A 24,747-nucleotide genomic window follows, 5' to 3' on the forward strand; every position below is an offset into this window, starting at 1 on the left:
CCGACCAGTCCATCCAGGTGGCCCGCCCCGGCGGCGGGGCGGGCCAGCAAAACCCTCGCAAATCCCCTCCCGAATCTGGAGTGAGTGACGATGTCTGCCCAGGCCACGCTCGACACCCGGCGCATCCGCGCCGCTGTGTCGCTGCTGGCGTGCGGGCTGAAGTCGCTCACGTTCGGGCGGGTGCTGCTCGGCGCGGCAATGATCTGGATGGCCGTCACGTTCATTTCCGGTCACGCCGAGAACGAGCGGAACGCAACCGTCGAACTGGTCGCCTATGACCAAGGGAATTTCGACGCGGGAGCCGACGAATCCGGTTGGTCGTTCTCTTTCGGCGGCGGCGAACACAAGCCGGCACCGGTGAACCAGTCCAGCGTTTTGGACAGCCGGATCTCCTCGGCGGCCAATGTCGGCCCGGCCCGTTCCCTGGCCGACTTGCGCGCCCGCTACGCCCCCTCGGCGAACCAGTCGGCGGAGGTGCCCGAGTGGCCCCCGTTCGACGGCCGGGCGCACGGCGGCCCCACGGCAAGCGCGGGTCAGTCGTCGGCATCGGTGACGCGTTCGATCGTCGAGCCTGTGACCGACTTCGTGGCCGACGTGGTGAGCCGGGCGACCCGGCTGGGTGCCCCCAGCGCGCCGTCAGGCGCCTCGGTGAAGCCGGCCGACTCGCACGGTGGCTCGCTGTCGGAGTTGCTCTCCGGTCTGTTCGAGAAGTTGGGCAAGGCACTCAGCTTCGGCTCGGCCAACAACACCGGCGGGCCGAAGCCGGGGGCGGAGCACCCGAAGCCGCCGACGCGTCCGGCGGCCACGACGCCCCCGGACACCGACCAGATCGACAATCCCATCGACCGTCCCTCCCGCCCGTCAGCCCCGGCGGCCGGCAGGAAGGCTCCGCCGATCGAGCTGCCGACCCGGCAGCGCGATTCGGTTGGTTCCGTGCTCGACTGGGTGTTCGATCTCGTCGGCAAGGTGCTCGGCGCCGCGACCCAGCAGCCGGGAACGGGTGCCGACCGGACGGATTCCTCCGACCTCGACCGGTTGCGGCCGTGGACCGACCAGCCCACCGCCCGCCCCGGGTCGAACCCCGGCGGTAGCCCGGTCAAGGCGCCGGCGGCCGAACAGGTCGACGAGCTGATGAACGGCGTGGTCGACCTGGCCTCCGGGATCGTGGGCACCGTGGCCGGCAAGCAGGCCGGCGCAGACACCCGCACCGCCCTGACCGAGCTGACCAGCCAGGTGTCCAAGGCCCTGGACGCCAGCAACAAGCTCAACAACCACACCGGCGCCGGCGGCAGCGACGTCAAGCCCGCCATACCGGGCCACACCACCAAGCACGACTCCCACGGCCTGGCCCCCGACAGCGACCGGCGGCCCATCACCTGCCTGGCACTCGGTTGCACCGACCGTGACCCGAGCCTCACCGGCCACCAGACCGGCGCCCCCGGCGCACGCGGTCCTCCGGCCGGTCAGCGCCTGAGCCCCCAGCAAGACAGCCTTAACGTGAACGCCCCGGCCTCCCGCCCCCAGGCCGGCACCCTTGAAAACTTCATCGGCGACCTCGTCCGGAGCCTGATCGGCAACCTGCCCCAGGGCAGCGCGAGCCAGACCCCGCGACGGCCGGCCATGTCGGACGACCTGACCGAGGTGTTCGACCGGTTCACCGACGCGATCACCGGGATCGTCCGCGACGTCGCCGGCAAGAATGCCACCAACAAGGTCAGCGAGGCCCTGGATGAGCTGGCCCTCAAGTTCACCCGGGAGCTGGGCCAGGGCCGGCGGCCGGCCGACACTGGTGGCAGCCAGACCCGGCCGCCGGCCACCCAGCAGCCCGGCACCGTCAAGCTCGCCCAGCCGACCCGGCAGCCCGAGTGGAGCCAAGCAGTCCGCCAGCTCGCCGACAAGTTCGCCTCCGACCTGGCGAAACTGCTGGGCGCCGGCGCGACGAGCCAGCGGAGCGGCGGGTCGGGGGAGCGGGGCGGCCCGTTCTCCGACGACATGGACTACTGGAAGAAGATCTACTACGACGCTTTCATGGCCGACGCCAAAGCCGCCAACCAGCAGCCCACCCAACAGCAGCAGCCCAGCGTGGAACAAGCGCTGAACAACTTCACCAACCTCGCCGCCAACCTGGTCTCCGGTGTCGCCGGCAAAGACACCGGACAGCAAACCCAAGAGGCACTCGGCGAACTCTTCAACCACCCGCGGTCGGGCGGTGGCGCCACGGCCGCCCAGGCGCAGGCCCCGGCGAGCAACCGCGATTCGCGGAACAGTGTCCGGTCGGGCGGCTTGGGGCAGATGATCGATGACCTGCTGGCCAACGTCTTCGGCAACCTCGGCCGTCACGGCGGTAAGGCCCGAGCGGGCGGAGCCAGCGACGCGCGGGGCGCCCGAGCAAATCCGATCGATGATTTCCGGTCCAACCTGCTCGACCTGGTAAACGGGCGCAAGAGCCAGACGGCCGGCCAACAAGCCAGCGACGCCCTTAAGCAGCGGATCGAGAAGCGAACCGACGACTTCGTGGACGGCCTCATGCACGACCTGGGAATCGGCGGCGGCGCTTCCGGAAACCAGTCCGGCGGCGGGCAGAGCCAGAGCCAGACCCAGGGCCAGCGCCCGGCCACGCTCGATGACTTCGCCCAGATCCTGGGCGGGGTCACCAACCTGGTTTCCGGCCTGGTCGGATCGGTTGCCGGACCGCAAGCCGGTGAGCAGGCCCGCCAGCTGCTGACCGCCGCCGCCCAGCAGGTGCTCGACGCCCTGCAAGCCAGCGGCCGCTACGGCCAAGGCGCCGGCGCGGGGCAAGGCGGCACCGGGCAGAACGGCGCCAACAGCAACTGGAGCCTGAACAACGAGGGCCAGTTCTCAGGCACGCGGTGTGAGGGCGACGTCGAATGCGCCCTCGCCAACGGCAACCTGCAAACCCGCCAGCCCGAGTCGCTGTCCAACCGCGGCCCGCCACCGCTGCTGGAGGACCCGAACAACGAAACCCAGCAGGCACTGAACGACCGTCTCGCCGTGATCAAGGGCCAGCGGAACCTGGCCACCGCGAAGTCCCAACTGGCCACGCACAAGATCACGCAGGCCGCGTACAACAAGCAGGCCGCCGCCCAGCAGGCGCTGCAGGCCAAGGCCGACCAATCCGCCGCCCGGCTCGACCCGTACGACGCCCAGCTGCTCAACGACGTGGTCACCGGCCAGCAACAGCTGGGCACCGCCAAGACCAAGCTGGACGCGGCGAAGAAGCAGCTCACCGCTGGCAAGATCACCCAGGCCGCCTACGACCAGCAGACCACGGCCTACGACACTCAGCGCGACACCGTCTACGCGCAGACCGCCGAGCTGCGCCAAGCCGCCGGCTACGACACCGCGGCGCAGGCGAACCCAGGCCGCGACGGCGCCGGCGCCGTGTGCTCCAACGACGGGGCGTTCGCGCAGTGCTCCACCGCCGCGATCGACGCCAAGACCGGCCAGCTGAAACAGGACCAGAGCCTCTGCCTGCTCGGCGTCTCCGGCTGCGCCGCCTCGTCGAAGGCCGGCGACCGAGCCGCGAACGCGTCCTGCGACCCGACCAAGGGCTGCGGTACCAGCGCGAAGGCCGGTAAGACCACCGCCCAAATCACCTGCGGCGTCGGTGCGTGCAACACCTCCGCCACGGCGGACAGCCAGGGCGCGGACACCTTCTGTCAGGCACGCAACGGATGCACAGAAAACGGAAAACGTCCGGATTCGGCATCCCAGAGCAGCGGGGCGTGCACCAAGGACTGCGCCCTGGCCGGCTTCGCCAACGCCGCCGAGGCCGGATCGGACTGCAACACCCGCAACGGCATCTGCGACAACAACTCCACCGGCCGTCGCGCCGTCGAAACCAGTCCGACCAAGCAGAACGGCGATGCCGCCGGCAAGGCCCACTGCCAGGCCGCCACGATCGGCTGCGACACGACCACCACCGTGCGGGCCGGCGTCGACCCCGAGGCGGCCGAGGCCAAGGCCCGGTGCGCCCAGGGCGCGACCGGCTGCAAGGGCAACGCCACCAGCACCGCGAACGGCAAGACCGACACCACCCAGACCACTCCGGTAATACCGGCGGTGGCCGCGGACCCGGCCACGGGGCAGGCCGCGGTCCCGGCCACCCCGGCTCGCACCAACATTGACAACCGCACCCACACCGGCACCGCTCGCTGCGAGGTCGCCGGCGGCACCTGCACCTCCGCTTCCGGGCTGAGCGAGGACGCGCTCGCGCACAGCTCGGTGGACTGCGACGAGGCCAAGGGCTGCACCGGCAAGGCCAACACCGCCACCGCCGCGACCATCACGGCGAGCGTCGACGGCAAGAAGGCCACCCGCAAGACCGACGCCCACCACGGCTGCACCGCCGGCGGCACCACCGGCAGCTGCGCCAACGACTCCAGCTCGACCGTCGACAACCCTGTTTCCGACACCATCCAGGCCGCGGGGCCGGATGCCGAGCTGGGCAAGGGCCTGACCGCCACCAGCAAGACCACCGCCGTGCTGGCCTGCAAGTCGACCGACTGCAAGGCCAACGAGTCCGGCGCCACCTCCGGCGACGCCGCCGGGGACGTCAAGGGCACCCGCGACAGCGACGGCGTCACCCGCTGCGAGGTCCACGGCACGGGAGGAACCTGCGGCTCGGCCGCCGAGACGACCGTCGCCTTCCGCGAGGCCAAGACGCGCGAAGACGGCACCGCCGTCCCGGCCGGTGTGGTCAGCGAGTCCCACGCCGACGCCCAGATCCGCTGCGACAACGCGCAGACCTGCGGTGGGAAGTCCCACGCCGAGACGTCCGCCCTGGACACCAGCGTCTCGGAGAACCGCCGGGGCAGCTCCGACACCGCCGAGTGCACCGTGCGGGGCGGCGGCTGCCTGGGCCAGACCAGCTCGGACGGTTCCTCCGCCCCCGACTACATGAAGCTCGACCCCAAGACCGGCAAGCCCCTCCCGGGCCAGCCCACCTCCGGCCCGACCTCCACCTCCCGCGCGTCGGCGAGCATCGACTGCCGGACCAGCAACTGCGGAGGTACCGCCCGCACCGCGGCGGCCGCCTGGGACGGCCCCAGCAAGCCCCGCACCTCCGAAGGCACCGTCACCTGCGAGGACGGCGGCACCACCTGCCAGGTGCAGACCCTGTCCAACGCCACCACCGGCCCCGGCGCCGCCCTCACCTACGCCGGCAACGACGCCACGGTGAACACCGCCCGGCTCGGCACCGGCCCCTCTGTCGCCTCCACCATCGGCGGCAAACTCACCGGCGAGGGCGGCAAGCTCACCGGCACCGTCCTAGCCACCAACCCGACCGTCTCGAAGGACGCCCGAGGCAACCGCGCCGAAGGCTCCTGCTCGGGCACCACCGGCGGCACCTGCACCGCGGTCATCAACGGCGCCGCCTCCACCGCCCCCGACGCCAACACCATCAAGCCGATGGTCCAGGACCAACCCACCCGGAACGCCATCACCACCAACACCCGGCTCGGCGACAGCGGTGGCCAGGGCAATGGGACCGGCAAGAACGGCAAGAACGGCAAGGGCGCCAAGGCTTCCCAGGGCGGCAACGGCGAGCCCGGCCAGCCGGGGCAGAACCCCGACCAGCCGGCCACCGCCCCCGGGTCCTCCGCCGCCACCGCCGGCACCAGCGTCCCCGGCGCCTCCAGCTGGAGCACCGCATGGGCAACCCTGAACTGCGACGGCAACACCGCTTGTAAGGGCTCCCCGCAAAGCTCGGCAACCGGACTCACCGGCACCGGCCACGCCAACGGCGGCAAGGGCACCCGAGGCCCCCCGACGAGTACCGGCACCACCACCGCGACCTGCGACACCACCACGAGTGCTTGCCAGGCAACCTCGGGCGCCACGGCCGGTTCGGGCCAGGTGGTTGCCGACATGTTGACCGCACAACAGAGCAAGCCCGCCTCGGCGGTCCCGGCCACATTGGCCCAGTCGTCCTCCGCCGCGTCGTGTGCCGGGGACGGTTGCAGGGCCAGCGCCTCCGGCGACACCAGTGTCACCGCCGGCGCCCGGACGGCCACCTCGCACAGCGCCGCCACCTGCACCGGCGGCTGCTCGGTCGGCAGCGATGCGGTCACCGACGCGGACCCCCGTCACAGCAACATCCCGGCGAGCCCGGCCAAGAACGCCAAGCCACTCGCCGGTGCCACCGCGGAGGGCTCAACCAGTGCACAGCTCGACTGCCCCCAGGGCTGTGCCGGCCAGCTCACCGGCGCCGCCGGCATCAGCGGCAAGAAGGCCGGCACCACGACCGTGACGTCCAACTGCCCGGTCGGCACCGCCTGCCAGGCCCAGGTCTCGGCCGCCGCATCGGCCGACTATTCCCCGAGCAACAAGGCGAGCAATGCTTCGGCGCAGGCCGGCGTCGAGTGCCGGAGCGACTCCGGCGCGTGCAAGGTCAGCGGTCGGTCCACCGCGCCGGGCAACTCGGCTACTACGACCTGTGGTGGCGCGCACTGCGCGGCACAGACGGCGGTCGCGGTCGCCGACGACATCCCCCAGGTCAGCGCGGGCTGCACCGGATCATCCGGGTGCCGGTCCCATGCCGAGGGCAAGGCCCGCTCGGGTGGCAACACGGCCGACTTCTCCGCTTCCTGCACCGCTGGCGCGAACCAGCACTGCGACACCGGGGGACAGGCCGGTGCCGACTCGGCCGGCGCGGTCGCCGGCGCGGCCTGCTCCGGAAGCCCGGGCGTGAAGTGCGACTACCGTGCCTCGGCATCGGCCTCGGCGGCAGCCGATGGTGCTTGGGGACGCGCGCACGCCTCCGGGTCGGGCAAGGGAAAGACCGGCATTGGGCACGTCATGGTCAGCGCCCAGGCCCAGGCGGCCCCGGGGAACGCGTCGGCCGCCGCCAGCTGTTCCGGTGCGTCGAACTGCGAGACCGGCTTCTCCGCGCACGCCGCCGCGTCCGGTGCCTGGCACGTCGACGGGGACGGCACCTACTCCGGGTACGCGTGGGCGACCTGCTCCGGTGGCGGAGCGCGTGGCGGCGGCTGCGGGGCCTCGGCGGGAGTCGGCGCGGACGGCCGGCCCAGCGCCGGTTGTTCGGGTGACGGCCACTGCGCCAACGACCTGGTGGTGACCGGTTATGTCCCGGATCGGCCGGTGCAACCCAGTGGCCCCGCATCCAGCACCGCCGCACCCGAGCAGCAGGTCAACCCGAAGCTGGAGCCGGGCGAGCGACGGGTCGACGGCAGCTGCTCGGGTAAGGGCCTTGGCCTGAGCTGCAATCTGGTGATCCACGACGGCAAGGGCCACACCTACCAGACCAGCTGCAAGGCGATGAACTGCGCGGGCATCACGCCGACGGTCAGGGCGCCGGACGGGTCTTTCTCCACCTGTAGCCTTCACGGCGGTCTGAGCTGCGACAACCGGCTGGTCGACCCGAAGAACCCCAAGCGGGCGGACACCGTTCACTCGAGCGGGCAGAACTCCACCGCCGCGACGGTGTCCCGCAAGCGCAACGGCAGCGGCACCGCCGGCTGCACCGGGGTGTGCAGCGGCCACTTCCGGGAGGGCGACGAGTTCCACACCCCCGGCCCGCACGAAACGACGTCGAATGCCCTGAAGAACCTGGGAGTCAAGCCCCCCAAGGCGGGCACACCGAGCGTGCCGGACACCTCGGTGATCATCGCGCACCCACGCGACGACGCCGGGCACGCGGCGAGCTTCAGCTGCAACATCGCCTGCGCCGGGACCACCAGGGAGGGTCAGCGCTGGATCGCCAACAAGCCGGCGACCATGTTCAAACCGGTCCCCAGCTCGGACCCGGACTCGTCGTTGCCGACCATGAACGTCTTCGGGTCGAAGGCCACCTTCATCACCATGGACTCGGCTGGCCGGGCCGCCAGCATGACCTGCTTCGCTATCCATTGCCAGGGCGGCGCCCGCAACGGCGACCAATTCGCCATTGGCCGCCAGGATGGGCTTCCGGACACGCTGCCGCAGGGCAGGTTCGTCGGCCGGGACGCGCGGGACAACCCCGCGATGATCACCTGCCAGTCCGCGTGCCAGTACTTCCCGGCCGAGGGGGGTGGGTTCAGCGTTGCCGGGAACAGCGGCGAGGGCCCCGCGCCGGATGCCCAGATGTCCAGCGCCGGTTCCTCGGGCCAGCTGCCGAGGGGCCGCTGCACGGGTGGGTGTTCCTGGTCCGGCCCCGACGGCCAGAACTTCGAACAGCGCGCCGGCGAGGGCACGGCCTCGTTTGTCGGCAATGACGCGCACGGTCACGGCGGGAACATCGTCTGCAACGGGACCTGCTACCTGCCGTCCACCAACGGGGCGCCTGCGGCCGAGTACACGGACGGCGTCGGTGGACAGGTGAGCCCGACCGCCGACCGCCCCGGGTACACCTGGTGCGCGGCGGAGGGCAACTGCCAGACCGACCCCGGCACCCAGCGGCTGCCCAACGGTGCCCAGCCCAAGTCGGAGAACTGCCAGGGGGCGAAGGGGTCGGCCTGTCAGATCACTCAGTACGCCGGTGACGCCCACGGCAACGGCGGCGGGGTGGTGTGCCGGACCGGCAGCGGGGGCGGCACCTGCGCGGGCTTCGACGGCCAGGGCAAGCCCACCGGATGCACCGGCCAGAACTGCCGTGACGCGATGATCTACGGGAACGCGGACGGCAGCGACCAGGCCCGTAGCTGCCAGCCCGGCGCAGGCAACGGCGGCGGCTGTACCGGCGCGAACGCCGGCGGATTCCGCTGGAAGGGCGACCCGGGCGCGCCCTGGATGATCGTCACCGATCCGGGTTATCTGCGACCGTCCACCGGCAGCCCCACCGACCGGGCGATGGCGACCCAGCTCGGCCTCGGGCCGAACGACCCGCTGCCGCCCCTCACCGCCGCCGCGCTGGCCGGGTTGTCCGACCAGGAAAAGAAGGCCTATCAGCGCATCCTGCCGGCCATCTCACAGGGCCAACGGGATGCCGCGAGCCTGCTCTACCTGGCCGCGCAGCGCGACGACCGCAAGTTCAGCACGCAGTACTCGGGCCTGAAGCCACAGGTCGACGCAGTCATCAACGCGATCAGCGCGGCACGGGCCGACGGTCGGGTGAGCCCGGCGGAGAACAGGTCGCTGCGAGCCCGGATCTCCGCGCTGGACGCAAAGGCACCGGGCCTGCTCGACAAGTGGTCCGCCGCCCGCCAGGTCCTCGACGGGATCGATCAGGCCACCTGGGTGCCGCCCAGCATCGGTGACCTACAGGCCAAGCTGGCCGCCGATCCCAAGTTGGTTGACGCCCTGTTGAAGTACCAACCAGGCCGAGGGCAAGGGACCAACATCCGATTGCCGGCCAACCAAGTCGCCCAGGCGCGCCAGCAGGCGGCGTTGGACGTGGTGCGCGGCCGGCTGAGGGACTACAGCATCGCGAACAACGCGGAGCTGAGCCTGCAACCCCGGATCGCCGCGCTGAACAGGCGGTATGCCGCCTACCAGAAGCTGGCCGCCCAGGCCGGCCCCGCGGATGCCGGCCGGCTGAACGCGGAGTACCGGGGGATCGCGGCGGAGAGCCGGGCGATCGATACCGCGCTCCGTCCCTTGCAACAGCGCGCGCAATCCGCTCAGAACCAGCTGCGTCCGCTCGACCTCGCATTCGCCGACGCCTCCCGCGATGGGCCCTTCGCAGGCCGGGCACATGCCGCCGACGCCGACTTGACGAAGATCGACGCGTTGGGTGCCCAGCTACGCGCTTCGAAGGACCCCAACCAGGTGCGCCTGGCCTCGACGCTGCAGCCGCTGCGTGGGCTCGCGGCACTGAACTACAACGCGATCACCCGGGACCCGGAAGTGCGCGCCCAAGGAAACCGGCTGGGTGACCTGCGGTTGCCTTCCACCGGCATGCCGGACGTGACGTTCGCCCAGGCCGCCGCGATCCAGCTCCCGATGTTCCCCGGCGGCGTGGTCGGGTACGGCCGGGTCGTCTGGGGCAGGCTCACCTCGGACCAGAAGGCCACCGTCGCCGCCTACTACACGCCCGACACCTGGCAACGCGACTACCTCGGCAGCATGGCGGACATCGAGCAGGCCATCACCGACATTCCCACCACCGGGAACCAGGCCGACATGGCGCGTCGCCACGAGATGTTCCGCAGCCAGTTGCGGGACATGCTGTACGACGACCCCCGGCTCGCCGCCGAGTTCGCCAAGTCCGAGGCCTACCTCTCCCCGGCCGATGCCGCGACGATGCGGAACGAGATCGACAATGCCGTGCCGGGAGTCTGGCAACAGGGCGGCCACTGGGTGGGTTCGGTGCTCAAGACCTCCGCCATGCTCCTGCTGGAGTCGCCGAACTCGATCAACCAGCAAGAGCTGGAGAACTGGGGCGTGACCGCCAATGACCTGGCTGCGATCGGGCTGACCCCAGCGGATGTCGGCGCGACGGGAATTCCGACGGACAAGAAGGACTCTCTCCCGGAGAACGCCCCACTGCGGGCCTTCGGGCCGTGGTCGGCGAAGTTCATCGCCAACACCGGAGCGGGCATCGGCATGCTCACCGGCTCGGCGACACAGGAGTGGGTGGACTGGTATGCCAACCCGGGTGAGATCTTCTCGGCGCCGTTGCCGGGGGAGAGCGGCGCGGAGGCCTACGCCCGCCGACGCCCGTTCACGGGGCTGTTCGCCGTCTCCGGCCAGAACCTGTGGAACCGCTGGAAGCCGGTGGTCACCCAGGGCGACTGGTCGAAGGTCCTGCACGGTTCCTGGCGGGACGGTCTCTACTCCGGTTACGCCGACCATCCCGTGGAGACCCTGCTCGACGACTTGACCGTGCCCTCCGTGGTGTTGGGCGGGGCCGGCGCCGTCTTCCGGATCGGCGCCGCCTCCGCGGCCGGCGCGGCGATCGCGGAAGGCGAGCGCGCGGCGATGGCGGTAGGGGCCGCACGAGCGGCCAGCCTGGCGCGGGCCGGCCGACTCAATGCCTGGGCCAGCGGTCTGAACGCGACCGCCCGGGTGCTGGAGTTCCCGTTCCAGCTGACCATGGCCCCGTACCGGATGTGGGGAGGTGTCGGCCGGCTGTTGCTCCGACAGGGAGCGGAACTGACCGGCGACCTGGCCAAAGTGGCCCGCTGGGGTGGTGCGCGGGTCGGGGGCAAGGCGGCGAATGCCTTCACCCGGACCGCCTCGGTGCTGGATCGGGGCGCCCAGGTCGGCCAGACGATCGCCTCGCACGGTGTCGGCGGCCTGATCAGCAAGCTGCACGCCTACCAGGTCCTCGGGCTTAGCAAGGACGCCAGCTTCCGGGAAACCTGGGAGGCGTACCAGAGGCTGGCGGACCGTCCGGAGATAAGCAACCTGCGGCGGTTCTCCCTGGCCCAGAAGTTCCTCACGGTGGTTTCTGACAGCCTTTCCCGCCGCACCGGTCTGGCCATGGACGGGCTGCCGATTGCGTCCCTGAAGGACGTCGCCCGGCGGCTCGGCATTTCCGAGTCGGAGCTGCGGGCGGGGCTGGCCGACGATCCGCACTACTCGTGCTCCGAGGTGTGTGGCAACTGGTTCGTGGAAGAGACCGGCGACGGGTTCCTCGGCGGGCTCGGGCCGGAGGACAACTGCGTGGTGTGCGTGTACGCGCACCTCACCGAGACCGGCAGGACCGCCGGACCGGCCACGCCGGAGGAGCAGAACTCCCTCGCCGTGCGGCAGTACCTGGAGGCGACCCTTGGCGGGGTGTTCCAGAAGATGTCGGGCGAGCAGCTCCACGAGCGGTTGCGGAACGCGCCCGCCGGGACCCGCGTGGTGGTGTGGACCTGGGCGAAGGATGCCGAGGGTAACCCGGTCGGCCACTCGCACATGCTGTATGCGGAGAAGGACGCCAACGGACAGGTCCGCTACCACGACAACGACGGCTCGGTCAGCACCACCCCGCCTGCCGATGTGCGCGCCGCACTCGTCCACGAACCCGGAAGGACCTCCCACAGCGGTCCCGCCGACGTCCTTCCGGAAGGGGAGCACCCGCCCCTGGTGGGCAACCGACCAGCGGCGGGTGACGATCCCGCTCGCCCCACCAGTGGCGACCGGCTCCGGTGGATCGAGCTGGCCAACGGCAAGCGCGGTGCGGTGAACCCCACCGGGACCCGGGACAGCGCTCCCCAGCCCGGTCCCGATCCCGGTCGGCCCACCGGTGAGAGCGCCGGCGCCGGAGGCAACGGCGCCTCCGGCCACGGCGGCGCACCCGGCGGCAGACGGACCCCGGCCGACCCGGCGAGCGACACCAGGACGAACACCGGTGTGGACACCAGCGGACATCGCCCCCCGCCGGAATCGGATGCCAAGAACCAGTCCGGCATCCCGCCGCCCACCCGGCTGCCCAAGCAATCTGAGATCGACGCGGCCGCTGACGCCGCGGCCGGCCGTGAACGAGAGCTGGACGAGCTGCGCGAGCAGATCTACCGGAAGCTGCACGAGTACGGCGACGAACGAGGGTCGGTCGACCTGGACCGGCTGGTGGAACGGCTCGGCACAACCGAGGAGAAGCTCCTCGCCACGGTCGCCCGGTACCCGATCCTGCGCCACTATCGAGAGGCTGACGGTGCGGAGCGGGTCTCCCTGTCGGAGACCGACCCGGTCTACGAGCACCAGACGGAGCTGCTCGCCGGGCTGGCCACCGAGATTTGGCTTGCCGACCGCTACGCGACCGCGCAGGGCCACCAGGTGCCGGAGCTGACCCACGCCCTCGGTGAGCTGGAAAGGCTCGGCGTCGTGGTACGCGACCCGATCGGTAGCCCGCACCCCATCGACTCCACGCTGCACGTCGACGTGGTGGCGGCTGAGCCGGCCGCCGGGCTGGTCGAGCCGGTGGTCATCGATACGCATCTCCCCGCGGTGTATGTGGGTGGGCAGATCGTCAAGTGGGGGCAGGTGATCGTAGCCAAGCCGGACCCGAGTGCCCCGGTGATCGAGGCGATCCCGCGACCGCACCGAGGAACCAGCCCGCTTGACCCGGTGGACCGCATCGAGCTTCGGATCGACGCCGACCTCGGCGCCGCAATGGAGGCCCTGCGGGAACGTCACGCGGACCTGTCGCTCGAAGCGTCGGAGAAATGGCAGCGCCACGTCCGGATCCGCCTCACCCGCGCGCTGCGCTCGCTCGATGCTTTCGAGCGCGGTCTGACCGAGACCGTCACGGTCACCGTTCACGGGACGCGGGTGCGGGTCACCGTGCCCAAGAAACCGGCGCCGCCCCCCGAGCCGACCTTTACCTCCCCGCGACCGGGCAACGAGCACCCGCCCTCCACGCCGCGGTCGAAACGCCCTGGGATCATGAGGTCGAAGGCCGTCGCGCTGATCGCCGGAGTGGTGCTCGCCCTCAACCACCTCGGCCTGGCCGGGTTTGGCGAGGTGCCCACCAAACCGGTCCGGCAGGCGGTCGAGCACATCGGTGGGCACAAGGTCGGGCACGGGGCGAGGCCGGACCCGGTGATCGGCCCGGCCGGCGACGCGCGGCACACCCACGCCGAGCCCGGTCGCCCCGAGCCGCCGCCACCGCACAAGCCACACCAGCCGGTCGACGTCCACGACATCCGGCTGATCTGGGAGTTCGCCCGAAACAAGGACGGGGACATGCCGCGGACCCGTCTCCCGGCCGTTCCGACGCAGATCTGGGTCGAGCACACCAAGAAACGGCTGGCGAACTCGCGGACTCAGCGGGAGACCCAGGCCCACGCCCAACTCGCCGAGGCACAGGGTCAGGTCGAGCAGCTGGAACAGCGGGTCACCGAGCTGCGGCGGAGGCTGGCCGCCCTGCGGGCCTCGGTGGACGGCGGCGCCCAGCGCCGCGTGCACCTCCCGACCCGGCGGCAGGGTCCCGGCCGGAACCCAGGTGTCAGCTGGCGCCGCCAGGCCGAGGCGGACCAGCGGCGGTACGAGCGGCTGGTCGGCCCGGTGCGTGAGCAGTTGGAGAAGGTGCTGCGGGAACTCGCTAAGGCCGCCGAGCTGCTCGAGTTGCGCGCGGCCCTGGTGCGCGAGATCACCGAGGCGAGAGGCAGGGCGCCCAGCACCGGGCGCACCGCATCCGGCACGTCGCCGCCGACCGGCACCGATCACGGCTCCACCTCGTCCTCGTTGCGTGGCTGGTGGCAGCGGGCACGGGACTGGATGGCCACCCCAACTGGCCGGCGCGTGCTGCGGGTGGGAGCGATGGCGGTCCTGCTGTCCATCGCCGGACTGGTGGCGCATCTCGACGGTCACCTCGCGGTGCAGCTGGGCATGGCCGCGGTCGGCGGGGCATTCGGCGGCGGCCCGGGCGGACGCGAGCTCGGCCCGGTGACTTACGAGCGGTCGCTGAACCTGACGGATCTGATGTCCGAGCAGGAGTGGGCCGAGTACGTGGCGGACAACGCCGAGATCGATCCCGAGACCGGGGATCTCATCGAGCCCGAACTCGGGTCCGACGGACGCAACGTTTCGATGGTCCGCGACGCGGACGGCCACGCGTTGGTCGTGTACAGCGGCGAATCGTCCGAGCAACAGACCAGAGCGGTCGACGGGGCGAACGTGTACCGGGCCGCCGGTGTGCCCACGGTGCGGACCTGGCTGGCCCGGACCGCGGTGCCGATCACCGATGCCGACGGCCGGGTCGTGGTCGAGGCCGGTCAATGGGTCCGGGTCAGCGCGTACCTCGAGGGCAGTCGAGAACTCACCGAAGACGAGTACGCCACCGGCCCGCTCCACGAGCAGGTGCAGAGCCGGTTCGGGATCGTGTTCGCGCTGGACGACCTGGACGGCATCGAGTTCGACAACCTGCGGGTGAGCGCCGGTGGCGACGTGGTCCAGGTGGATCTGGACAAGGTTATGGGAGGGGCCTTCGCCGACCCGGCGTCGAGTTTCCGGAGCCTGCGCGACATTCGCGGGGCCTTCGGCGAACTTACCGACGAGGGCGTCGCGTCGCAGTTCCGGGCCGTACTCGAGCTGCGGGACCGGTTGCTCGCGGCCGTCTCGAGCACCGAGGCGCGGAACAGACTGGCCGAGCGCCTCGAATGGATGGCCGAGTGGGTCGCCGACCATGAGGACGGACCTAGCCAGCCGCAAATCGACGAGGACTTGGGGAACGGTACGGAGCCGATCTGGGACGAAGCCTGGGCGGACCCCGGCGACGGCTGGCTGGCTGACATCGCCCTCGATCCCTCTGATCCGCCGCTGGGTGCGCACAACAACTGCGGGTGTGAGGCCGAGGCTCGCGCCGATGCCGACCAGCCGGGCGAGGTCAATCCGTCCGACGTGCGGCCAGCAAACCGGAACGACCAGGACACGGCGAAGCTGCAGGAGCGGCTGGAGGAGAAGTACAACGGGCGGACCAGGCTGATCACAGCCGAGGAACTCGACCGGGAGATGGCGGATGCTCCGGTGGGCACCGGGCTGTTCGTGTGGATCCGGGATGAAGGCTTCGGCGGCCACCTCATCTACGCCGTCAAGACCGCCGACGGCATGCGGTACTACGACGGCGACTGGGTCGGCACCGAAGCCCCCCGGGGAACCAGGGCCGTCACAGTGCGCGATTCCGGCCGCGCGGTGGGGCCGAACCTGGTGGACGTCGTCGGTGAGTACACCGGCCATCGCCTAGCGCGGCAGGCGGTCAAGGCCGGGTATTCGCTCAGGGGAGTGCGGCCCCGGCTGGCCAGGATCGCGGCGGTCGTTTCCGGGCTGTTGGGTGCCGCCGGGCTGTTGTTCGCCGGGGGCTTCTGGCTGGGTGCGGGCGCTCATTTTCCGGTGGTGCCGGTGCTCGGGGCCGCGGTCGCGGGTGTGGCCGCGGTCGTGCGGTGGTGGGGCCGGGTGGCCAGGTGGCTGCGGCCGGTGTGGCGGGTGCGCTGGGCGCTGTCGTCGTTCGGCGCGGGCCTGCTGCTGGTGCACGCCGGCGGGCCGGTTGCGGCGTTGCTGAGCGGGTTGGCGATGGCGATCGTGCCGGCCGTCGGCCGGTTCCCCACGCGGCTGTTCGGGCTGAGCGTCGCCGCCACGGCGGTCGGCTTCCTCGACCCGGTCACGCTGGTCACGGTCGCGCTGGTCCTGGGCGGTCGGCATGCCGCCGGTTGGTTGATCAGGGCGCTGCGGGGCGCGCGGACCACCCGAGGACCGACCGAGGCGGAAGGGCCGTTGGCGATCGGGCGGGACGGCCGGCCGGCCGAACCTGGCCTGTTCCAGCGCTGGCTGGTGCGCCAGGTGATCCGGCTGGCGCGGGCGCTCGGGTTGGCCAGGGAGGTCACCTCCAGCGGGCCGTGGTCGAACGCCCCGGAGGGCATCACGCTGGTGGAGCTGCCCGGGCTGCGGTTCGTGCTGCGGCCGTTCGGGACCTGGGTGCTGCACTGGGTCACCGGGCGGCTGATCGTCACCGATCCGGTGGTGGCGCGCCGCTACGCCTCGGTGACCCCGGACGACCGGCGGCTGGTCCGGGATCGGGAGGAGGCCCGCGCGCACGGCAGGGGCGTCGCCGGCCTCGAGGTGCCGGAGCGGGCGGTGCTGGCCCAGCTTGCCGGGATCCGGCCGCTGCGCGGCGCCGGGGTGATCCGGGCGCCGACCCGGCGCGGCCAGCGGCACCCGGCGCGGGCGGCGGGTGACGAGCACGGCTTCAGCTGGTCGCCGGTGACCGGCCGAGCCCCTCGGGGCGGCTACATGGTCGCCGTCGCCGGGTACACCGCGATGTTCCCGGAGTGGGTGTTCGACGACCCGGCCACGCTGCGCCGGATCATCGACGGCTACCTGGCCGCGCACGGGGACCTGTTCCGCGACCGGGACGTGTACCTGGGTGCCTGGCTGCACGACGGTTGGCTGTGGCTGGAGCCGTCGCGCAACATCGCCGGCCTCGACGCGGCGATCGCGGTGGCCAAGGCGGCCGGCGAGCTGGCCATCTTCGACGTGGCCAACGGGGTCGAGATCAGCCTGGTCGAGCCGGATGCCGCGCCGACCGGGACGGCCCGGCGCGGGATCGGGCGGCTGGCGGCGTGGTTGGCCGGCGTCGGTCGCGGTGGCTGGTTGGCGCTGATGGGCCTGGGCACCGCGGCGGTGCTCGCGGCCGGGCTGCTCGGCGGGGTCGGGGCCGCGGTGTTCACCGCGACCGTCGGGGCGCTCGCGCAGTTGGTGCGCGGGATGGTCGGGTCGTTCCGGCAGACGCGTTGGGCGGCCGGGTTGACCGAGGCCACGGTGGCCGGGCTGTTCGCCCTGGTCGCGCTGACCCGGCTGGTGAGCGTGAACACCAACATGGGCGCGGTCACGGGCGCGGTGTTCTTCGTCGTGGCGAGTGCGGTGTTCACGGCGGTTGCGCACGCGACGACCGCCGTGCACTACGAGATCCCCGAGGCGACGACCGCCTGGACCCGCCAGCCGGTGCCGGACCGGACCCGGGCGCGGTGGTGGTTGATCGGGTTGACCGGCCTGGTCACCACGGTGATCGGCATCGGGTTCAGCCTGCTGGACCTGAGCCTGGGCAACCCGGTGGGTAGCACGCTGAGCGTGGTCATCTCGATGGCCACGATGGCGTCGATGGGGCTCGGCGTGACCTACCAGACCTGGCACATGTTCCGCGAGGACGTCCGCCGACGGGAGAAGAGCCAGGCGCACGAAACCGTCGGCCTGCTGCTGCACGACCTGGCGCTCGCCGCATACGGGTTGAACGCCCTGTTCCTGCTCGCACCGGGCTTGTTCGGGCTGGTGGGTGCCGCGCTGGCCGTCGCGGGGATTGCCTGGGCACTCCGGCCGCGCCCACCCCCGACAGAGGGGAGCACCGCCCGCCGGGCTTTCGGCTTCACCGCGCTGATCTCGCTGGTCGGAGTGGTTGCCGGCCTGCTCGCGCACCGGCTCGGTGGCTATCCGGCGGCCGGGGCGGCGGTGGTCGCCGCCGAAGCCGCGACGCTGGGCGTGAGCTGGTTGCTCCACCGGATGGCCGGCCGCGAGCGGTCGGGGCCCGGCCGGTGGGTGGTACGGGTCCTGGTGGTGGCGGTCGGTGCCGCGGTGGCGCTGTTGCTCCTGCCCGCAACGCCGGCGTTCGCGGCCGTCCTCGGGCTGGCCGGGCCGACCACCGGTGCGCTCGTGCCGGTGTTGACGACGTTGGGTGCGGTGGTGCTCGCCGGGGCGGGCCTGGCCGCGATGCGGGCCGGTGGGGTCGGGTCGCGGTTGGCGGCCGGGGCGGCCGGGGCGGCCGGGGCCGCGCTGGCCGCGGTCATCGGTGTCACGCTCGCGTTCGGGGTCGGTACGGCGCCGGCCACCGCGTCGGCCAAGCAGGTCGTCGCCGTGCGGGAGGCCGGCGCGGCCGAGCTGCCGGCCGACAGTCGGGTTCGGGCCGGGCCTACCGCCGGCCCGGGGGTGGAGCTCAGGGCCGCGCGGACGGATCGGGCGATCACGGTGGCGCGCGGCCTCGGCTATCGGGACGGCGAGTTCGCCGAGTTCAACCGGCTGAACGGAAACCGGTTCAGCGGCCCGAACGAACGCATCGGCGGCCAGCGGGTGCGGGCGCCGAAGGACTGGACCGGGGTCTGGATCGCGCAGCCGGGCGACTCGTACTGGCGGATCCTGGTGGACCGGTTCGATGACCTGCCTCGCTACCGGAAGACGATCTCCGGGCTGCGCGACCCGGATCAGCTGGAGAAGGGCGCGGGTGTCCGGGCGGAGCCTCCGCCGCCCGCGCCGGCGCCCGCCCCGCCGCCCGCACCGCCGCCGGGGAGCAAGCCGGGCAACCCGCCGGAGAAGCCCACGCCCGGTAGGCCCGGGCCGTCGACCCCACACGTGCCGTGGGGGGGTTGGCTGGGCCTCGGCGGTATCGCGTTGGGCCTGGTCGCGGCGTTCCTGGGCTGGCGGCACCGGCTGGCGGTCGGCGGGTTCCTGACCGACGCCGCGAGGTCGGCGTCGACGTTGGTTCGCCGGAGCTGGTCGCGGTTCGTGCGGTCGGTGTCCTCGCTCGCGCGAAAGGTGTGGTCGTGGCTCAGGGAGCACCCGTGGGCCGTGGTGGTGTGGCTCGGCGGGTTGGCCTCCGGGGTCGCCGCGGCGGCCGGGTTGGCGGGGTTGGTGTCGGCCGGGTTGTCGGGTTCCGTGGCGATGCTGACCCGAGGCGGCATCGGCGCGTTGCGCGCGTCGAAATGGGGCCGGTGGCTGGAGGCCGGCGCGACGGGGAAGCTCGTCCGGCGGCTGCTGATCGGCGTCATCGCGGTCCTCATCGGCACCCGGTTGACCAGCGTTTTCACCAACGCGCTCGACGTACTGCCGATCTCCAACGGCTGGCTGGTGGTGGCGATGGGTGCCCTGTTCACCCTCGCGCACCTGGTGCTCACCGCCCGGTTCAACCTGACCATGCTGGCCGACCTGCTCACCGGCAGCTCGAAGCCCCTGCGGCAGGGCCTGGCGTCGCCGTGGGCCTGGCTGGCGGTGTTCGGCCCGGTCGCGATGGTCGCCGGGATGCTCGTGCTGCTCTACTACCTGGCGGTCGTGCCGGCCGTGGACGGCGCACTGGTCACCATCCTGGCCGCCGCCACGGGCGCGTCGATGGTGTTCGGCGTCGGTTACCAGACCTGGCACCTGTTCCGAGAAGGGCTCCTGGAGCAGGAGAGCAACGCCCGCTACGCCAAGCTCGGGCTGCTGCTCGACGACGGCGCCCTGTTCATCTACGGCCTGACCTACCTGTGGGCCAAGGCCAACACCCTCGTCGCCGGCGTGGTCACCGCGGCGGCGGTGGCGACATTGGCCGTCCTGGTCTGGGTGATCCAAAAGCGCGGGCCACCGCCCGACGCGAAGGACCCGCGGCCGAGCGACAAGATCGCGGTCACCGTCTACGCCGTAAACCTCGCCATCAGCGCCGCGGCGGGCCTGGCCGCGCTCGCACTCGGCTGGGGCTACCTCCTGGCCGTGGTGATCGTGGTCGGCACCCAGCTCGCCGTGCTCGGCGCCGCCCGGGCGATCGACTGGTTCCGCACGACCAACCGGCCGTGGGCCGGGATCGTCACGTTCGGCACGGTCGCCGCCCTCGTCAGCGCGGTGGCCGGCGGGGTGGTGGCCCTTGTTTCGGCCGGGGTGGTGGGGCCGGTGGCGATGCTGACCCGAGGCGGCATCGGCGCGTTGCGCGCGTCGAAATGGGGCCGGTGGCTGGAGGCCGGCGCGACGGGGAAGCTCGTCCGGCGGCTGCTGATCGGCGTCATCGCGGTCCTCATCGGCACCCGGTTGACCAGCGTTTTCACCAACGCGCTCGACGTACTGCCGATCTCCAACGGCTGGCTGGTGGTGGCGATGGGTGCCCTGTTCACCCTCGCGCACCTGGCGCTCACCGCCCGGTTCAACCTGACCATGCTGGCCGACCTGCTCACCGGCGACCCGAAGGCCCTGCAGAGAAGGTGGCTCGGGCTGAGTGTGGTCGGTCTGGCTTCCATGGTCGGCGGGTTGGCCATCCTGGTCTACTACCTGGCGGTCACCCCCGCCGTGGACGGCGCACTGGTCACCATCCTGGCCGCCGCCACGGGCGCGTCGATGACGTTCGGCGTCGGCTACCAGCTCTGGCACGCGATCCGCGATCGCGCCCGCTACGAGAAGCTTGGGCTGCTGCTCGACGACGGCGCCCTGTTCATCTACGGCCTGACCTACCTGTGTGCCAAGGCCGGCACTCTCGTCGCCGGCGTGGTCACCGCGGCGGCCGTGACCGCGCTGGCCGTCCTGGTCTGGATCATCCAGAGGCACGGCCCACCACCGGGCGCGAAGGCCACGCATCCCAGCGACAAGATCGCGGTCACCGTCTTCGCCGCAAACCTCGTCGTCAGTGCCATCGCCGGCCTGGCCGCGCTCGCGCTCGGCTGGGGCTACGCCGCGGCCGTCATCGCCGTGGTCGCCACACAGCTCGCCGTGCTCGGCGCCGCCCGGGCGGTCGACTGGCTGCGCGACCGGCCGGCCGCGCGGCGGTTGGTGTTCCGGATATTGCTGATCACCGGCCTGGTGGTGGCGCTGTTGATCCTGATCAGTTTCCCGGCCGGCGCGGCGACCATTTCCATGACCACTCCGACCACCACCACCGGCGGCGGCACCGCGGTGTTTGCCCTCGCGGCAGCGGCGATCGTGGTTGTCCGACCGGGCAAGACCGAACCGGAGGCGGTGGGCGGCCAGGCTCCGCACGGGTCGTCGCTGGTCGAGGACGCTCTGGGGCCGATCCTCCAGTCGGAAGCGGACCCGCTCGGCGCCGACGAGCGCCACGCGCTCGCCCACCTGCTGGCCGGGCTGGGCGAGCGGGTGCGGCTGCTGGGGGAGTCGGCCGACGGTCCACCGGCCGTCGACCTGGCCAACCTGCCGGACAGCCGGGCGGACCCGCGTGCCATCCTGCGGGCCTGGACGGTGCTGGTCGTGCTGATGTTGCGCGACGAGCCGTTGCCCTGGCCCGTGCGGCTGCCGGCGGTGCAGTGGTCGGTGCCGCGGGAGACGATCCCGGACCCGAAGCTGGCACCGCTGGGCGTCACCGCCGGCTTCCGGACCGTCGGCGGTGGTTACGAGCTGCTGATCAACCACCCGTGCGACGCCGCCGGTGCGGTCCACGAGGCCGTCGAGGCGTTGCTGCACGCGTTCTTCGGGTTCGATCGCACGCAGGCGCATGCGCTGGCTACGGTTGCCGAGCGGGCGGCCGATCCGACCGCCGACGCCGAGTCCTGGCTGCCCGTGCGGGCGTTGGCGGAGATCCGGATTCTTGCGGTGGCGAACCCGGGCGCTCTCTACCGGTTGGCCACCCACCCGGACTACCTGTTCGGGGTGAAGATCGACGAAGCCTTCGCGGGCCGGGAGCTCGCGGCGTGGCGGGAGCTGCTCCGCACCTACACGGAGCAGTGGCAACGGGCCGCCCTGACCGAGCTGTTCCGGGGCGACAACAACTTCGGGTTCACCGAGCGGAACATCGAGCGTGCGGTCGGACAGGCGCTGCGCGAGCTCGATCGGAAGGCGGGCAGCTGGCAGCTCAGCCTTCCGCGCACCCTGGACCGGTCACTGCGGTACCTGGAGATCCTGGTCGGCGCCTCGGTCCGCCAGGGCATCCAGCTCGAGGAGGAGGAACTGCGCGCCCTGGTGGTCCGCTGGATGGTGTGGCGGCAACACGTCCTCGCCAACCCCCTGGCACCCAGGCGCGCGATCGGCCAGCGGTTCGCCGCCAAGTTGCCGGCCGGACTGCTCCGCGACGAGGAGCTGGTCCGGGAGCTGCGCTGGGACTTGCCGCTCGGCTCGATCGGTGCTCCCACCGAGACGCCGATGAGCGCCCGGGGCCGACGCGAACTGGCCGACCAGGTGGCCCACCCGGCGTGGCAGCCCGGTGAGCCGGGGGCTGCCGAAGCCGGCGACCCGGCCAACCCGCCGGGCCGGCACGACGATCCCGAGGTAGTGCTGGGTGCGGCGCTGGGCCTGGTGGCAGGCCTGTTGCGGGGCGAGCCCCTGCCCCGGCCGCTGCTGCGCAAGGTGCGTTGGTACCAGCTCTCCCGGCCGGCGCACGACCCGGTGCTGGCCCCGTTCGGCATGCACGACCACGTCCGCGACGAGAACGGGGTGCTTCACCTGTTTGTCGACGGCCCGGCCAGCGCGGTGGGTGCGGCGGTCGAGGCGGTGCTGTATGCGCACCTCGGGTTTACCCCGGCCGAGGCGCGGGTGATCGCCGTTCTGGCCATGCGAGCCACGGCACCGAACGCCACCGCCGGCCTGATGTCCCAGTCGCTTTTCGATCTGCGGACGGAGAACCCCGCCGCGTTGTACCAGTTGGCGCGCCACCCCGAGCGAACCCTGGGTGTGGATCACCTCGCCGAGGTGCTCGCCGGGCTGCCGCCGGCATGGCGAGACCGGGTGGAGGCCTACCTGGCCGAGCTGCGCGAGGCGGCACTCAGGCATCCGTTCTTCGAGCTGACCGGGCCGGTCGTGTCGGCCGCCGCCCAGCGTGCGTTCGCCGAGATCCGCACGCTGGCGAAGCAGGCCTCGGCGGAGCGCCCCCGCGCCTACAAGGAGATCATCACGTCCAGGCCGGAGTACCTCTGGAAGATCGGCGAGTTCGCCGTGGTGCTGGCCAGGGCGGCCGTCCGGCGGCAGGTCGAGCTGGCCGAGGACGACCTGGTGACCACGGCCGTCCGCTGGTACGTCTGGTACGCGTCGAGCCGGGACCGGCCGGCACTCGGGGCGTTGCTGGGCCAGGCCTTCCTGTTCGGCCTGGATCCCGAACTGCTCGCCGACCTCGAGCTGCGCAGGGAACTGGAGCGACACGGCTGGCCGGCCGGGCTGGGCAACCGGATCGGCTTCATCGCCGCCGTGCCGTTGCGCGAACACCTCGGGGGACTACTGCGCGAGGCGCTGCCGCTGCTCGCCGACGCTGTCCGGGTGCCGGAGGACGCGGAGCGCGGCGAGCTGGAGCAGCTCAATGTGCGCGGCCTTCCCCTGGGCCTGAGGGTGCTGCCGGAGGAGGCGCTGGCGCGGTTCGCCGCGACCGAGCTCGGCGAGGTCCTCGCCGGCGCGCTGGACGCGCTGGTCATGTTCAGTCTGCCGAGCCCGGACGGCACCGGGTTCCTGGTGCTGTCCGAGCGGTGGCTGCACCGGTTGGCGCTGCTGAGCACGAGGCGCGCCACCCCTGCCGCCATTCGGTTGACCTGGCTGACGCGGGGACTCGAGCACCTGCGCCTGGACGTGCTCGGCGGGCCACCGCCGCTGCCCGGTTCCACAGCCGCCGAAGTGGTGGCCGACCGCGCGGCCGAGGTGAATGCCGAGCTGTCCGGCGAGCTGGGGGAGACGCTGCCGCGGGCCTGGCGGGCGGGCACGACCGGACAGATCGGGATGCTCACCGAGAACCCGTTGTCCGCGCCGGTCGGCCGGCTGGTGCGCGAGGCACTTCCGCTGATCGCCCATCGGAATCGGCCGCTGACCGGGGGCGAGCGCGCGATCCTGACCAACCGGTTCGGGTTGGCCGAGGATGAGCTGTGCTGGGTCCGGGTGCGGCGCAACAACGCCCTCGGGTTGCGTGGCAACCATTACCTCGACCTGATCCAGACGCTCGACCAGGTGGTGCCCGAGGTGCTCGTGTTCACCCTGCCCGAGGACGGCGGGGTGGTGGTGATCCGCGAGGGGCTGCTGGGGCGGCTGGTCCGGGCGCCGGCTCGGGGGCGGCCGCTGCGCCCGGACCTGCTCGCCCAGGTGTTGCGCAGAATGCGGCGCGAGCCGCGTGGGAGCACGGTCGCCGAGGGTTCGCAACTGCTCGCGGAGCTGCGTGCGGCCGTCGTTGCGCCGAGCGACCAGGTCAGGTGGCTAGTGCTGCGTCAGGCAACGCTGGGTAGGTAATCAGGTCTGCGGATCTTGGAGCCGACCGCGAAGTGTTGCTTGGGCATGGCACGTTTGTTGGCCCAGCGGATGTAGCCAGCGATCGCGGCTTCCTGGGCGGTGTGGGAGGGATAGTCGCTGCCGTCGAGGGTGAAGTAGCGCAGCGCGGTGAATTCGGACTCGATCCAGTTCAGCCACGAGGCGTGGGTCGGGGTGAACACCAGCGCGACGTCGTGGTCGGCGCACCAGTCGGCGACCTTGCCCTTGCGGTGCGGGGAGAAGTTGTCGCACACCACGAACAGCCGGCCGATGGGAAACCGAGTGCGGATCTGGCGCAGGAAGCCAAAGAACTCCTGCCATCGCTTCCGGTCGCGGAACCGGTAGAACAGTTGGCCGGAGGCCAGGTCGAGCGCGGCGAGCATGTGCCGTACGCCCTGGGTCCGGGTGTAGGTCGCCCGCGGCCGGGCCGGCGCCCTCGTGGGAACCAGCCGTGCCCGGGCCGGGGCTGCA

General features: G+C 71.9%; 2 protein-coding genes. One reads left to right on the top strand and one right to left on the bottom strand.

Going from position 1 to position 24,747, the window contains the following annotated elements:
• Positions 1-90 precede the first annotated feature (90 nt).
• Positions 91-24,258 (top strand): hypothetical protein, encoded by a 24,168-nt coding sequence (locus tag ABEB12_RS20260; RefSeq protein WP_185063362.1) that lies wholly within the window; start codon positions 91-93, stop codon positions 24,256-24,258.
• Here the strand turns inward: ABEB12_RS20260 and ABEB12_RS20265 are convergent.
• The gene (locus tag ABEB12_RS20265) at positions 24,237-24,659 is read right to left on the bottom strand and encodes a transposase (RefSeq protein ID WP_345702981.1); all 423 of its coding nucleotides are present in this window, start codon (positions 24,657-24,659) and stop codon (positions 24,237-24,239) included. The two genes, ABEB12_RS20260 and ABEB12_RS20265, sit on opposite strands and share 22 nt — an antisense overlap.
• Between the last annotated feature and the right edge of the window lie 88 nt (positions 24,660-24,747).

It is taken from the genome of Actinospineispora eucalypti (assembly GCF_039543365.1).
Taxonomy (GTDB): domain Bacteria; phylum Actinomycetota; class Actinomycetes; order Mycobacteriales; family Pseudonocardiaceae; genus Pseudonocardia; species Pseudonocardia eucalypti.

Excerpts from the sequence above, each read along its gene's own strand:
- ABEB12_RS20260 (WP_185063362.1), top strand. The coding sequence starts at position 91 with ATGTCTGCCCAGGCCACGCTCGACACCCGGCGCATCCGCGCCGCTGTG.
- ABEB12_RS20265 (WP_345702981.1), bottom strand. The coding sequence starts at position 24,659 with ATGCTCGCCGCGCTCGACCTGGCCTCCGGCCAACTGTTCTACCGGTTC.